Genomic DNA, 1,039 nt, shown 5'->3' on the forward strand with positions numbered 1-1,039 from the left:
CTAGGCCCTGTTTAAGAAGCCCGGCTTGTTCTGCTTCTCCGGCATGTCGGGGCTGCGCATAAGCGAGGTCTCCGGTAGATGGATCAACGACCAAGCAGACCGTCTACACGGAGACCTCGGTGGCCAGGGTAGCGATCGGAGGACGCAAAGACCTCACCGACAAGCAGTGGCGCGCGCTCGAACCGCTGCTGCCCCGCAGAAGCCGACGCGGCAGACCGCCCACATGGACACGGCGGCAACTGGTGGACGGTATCCGCTGGCGCACCCGCATCGGCGCGCCCTGGCGCGACGTTCCCGAACGCTACGGCCACTGGCAATCGGTCTATGCGCTGCTGCGGGCCTGGCAGCGCGCCGGGCTCTGGGCGCTGATCGCGGCCAAGCTGCGGGCCTGGGCCGATGCCGCAGGGCTCATCAACTGGCGGGTCTCGGTGGATTCCACGACGTGTCGGGCCCATCCCCACGCCGCCGGAGCGCGCGGCGACCCGCACCATCAGGTCGAGCCGCCCGGCGATGAGCCCGGCGACCACGCGCTCGGGCGCTCGCGCGGCGGGTGGGGCACCAAGCTGCACCTGGCCTGCGAGCAGGGCCGCAAACCGCTGGCGGTGGTGGTGGGCGCCGGCCAGGGCGGCGACAGTCCGCAGTTCGCGCGGGTGCTGGAGCGCATCCGCGTGGACCGTCCGGGCCCGGGGCGCCCGCGGACGCGTCCGGACCGGGTGCTGGCGGATAAGGCCTACTCCTCGCGGGGCAACCGGGCCTATCTGCGGCGGCGCAAGGTCCCGGCGACGATCGCCGAGCCCGCTGACCAGCGGGGCCACCGCAAAGCCCGGGGATCGGCGGGCGGGAGGCCGCCGGTCTTCGATGCGCAGGCGTATCGGGACCGCCATGCGGTGGAGTGCGGGGTGGGGCTGCTCAAGCAGTTCCGGGCGGTGGCCACGCGCTTCGACAAGCTCGCCCTGCGCTACGAGGCCACGGTCCACATCGCCGTGATCGACATCTGGCTGCGCGACCTCGCAACGACACCTTCTTAAACAGGGCCTAG

Annotated in this window: 1 protein-coding gene; it reads left to right on the forward strand. The window is 71.6% G+C overall.

From position 1 onward, the window contains the following. Window positions 1-119 precede the first annotated feature (119 nt). Entirely contained in the window at window positions 120-1,028 is a 909-nt protein-coding gene (locus ABD284_RS25680) for an IS5 family transposase (protein ID WP_344149066.1), read from the forward strand. Window positions 1,029-1,039: the final 11 nt, after the last annotated feature.

This window comes from Streptomonospora arabica, assembly GCF_039531585.1.
In the GTDB taxonomy this organism is placed as follows: domain Bacteria; phylum Actinomycetota; class Actinomycetes; order Streptosporangiales; family Streptosporangiaceae; genus Streptomonospora; species Streptomonospora halophila.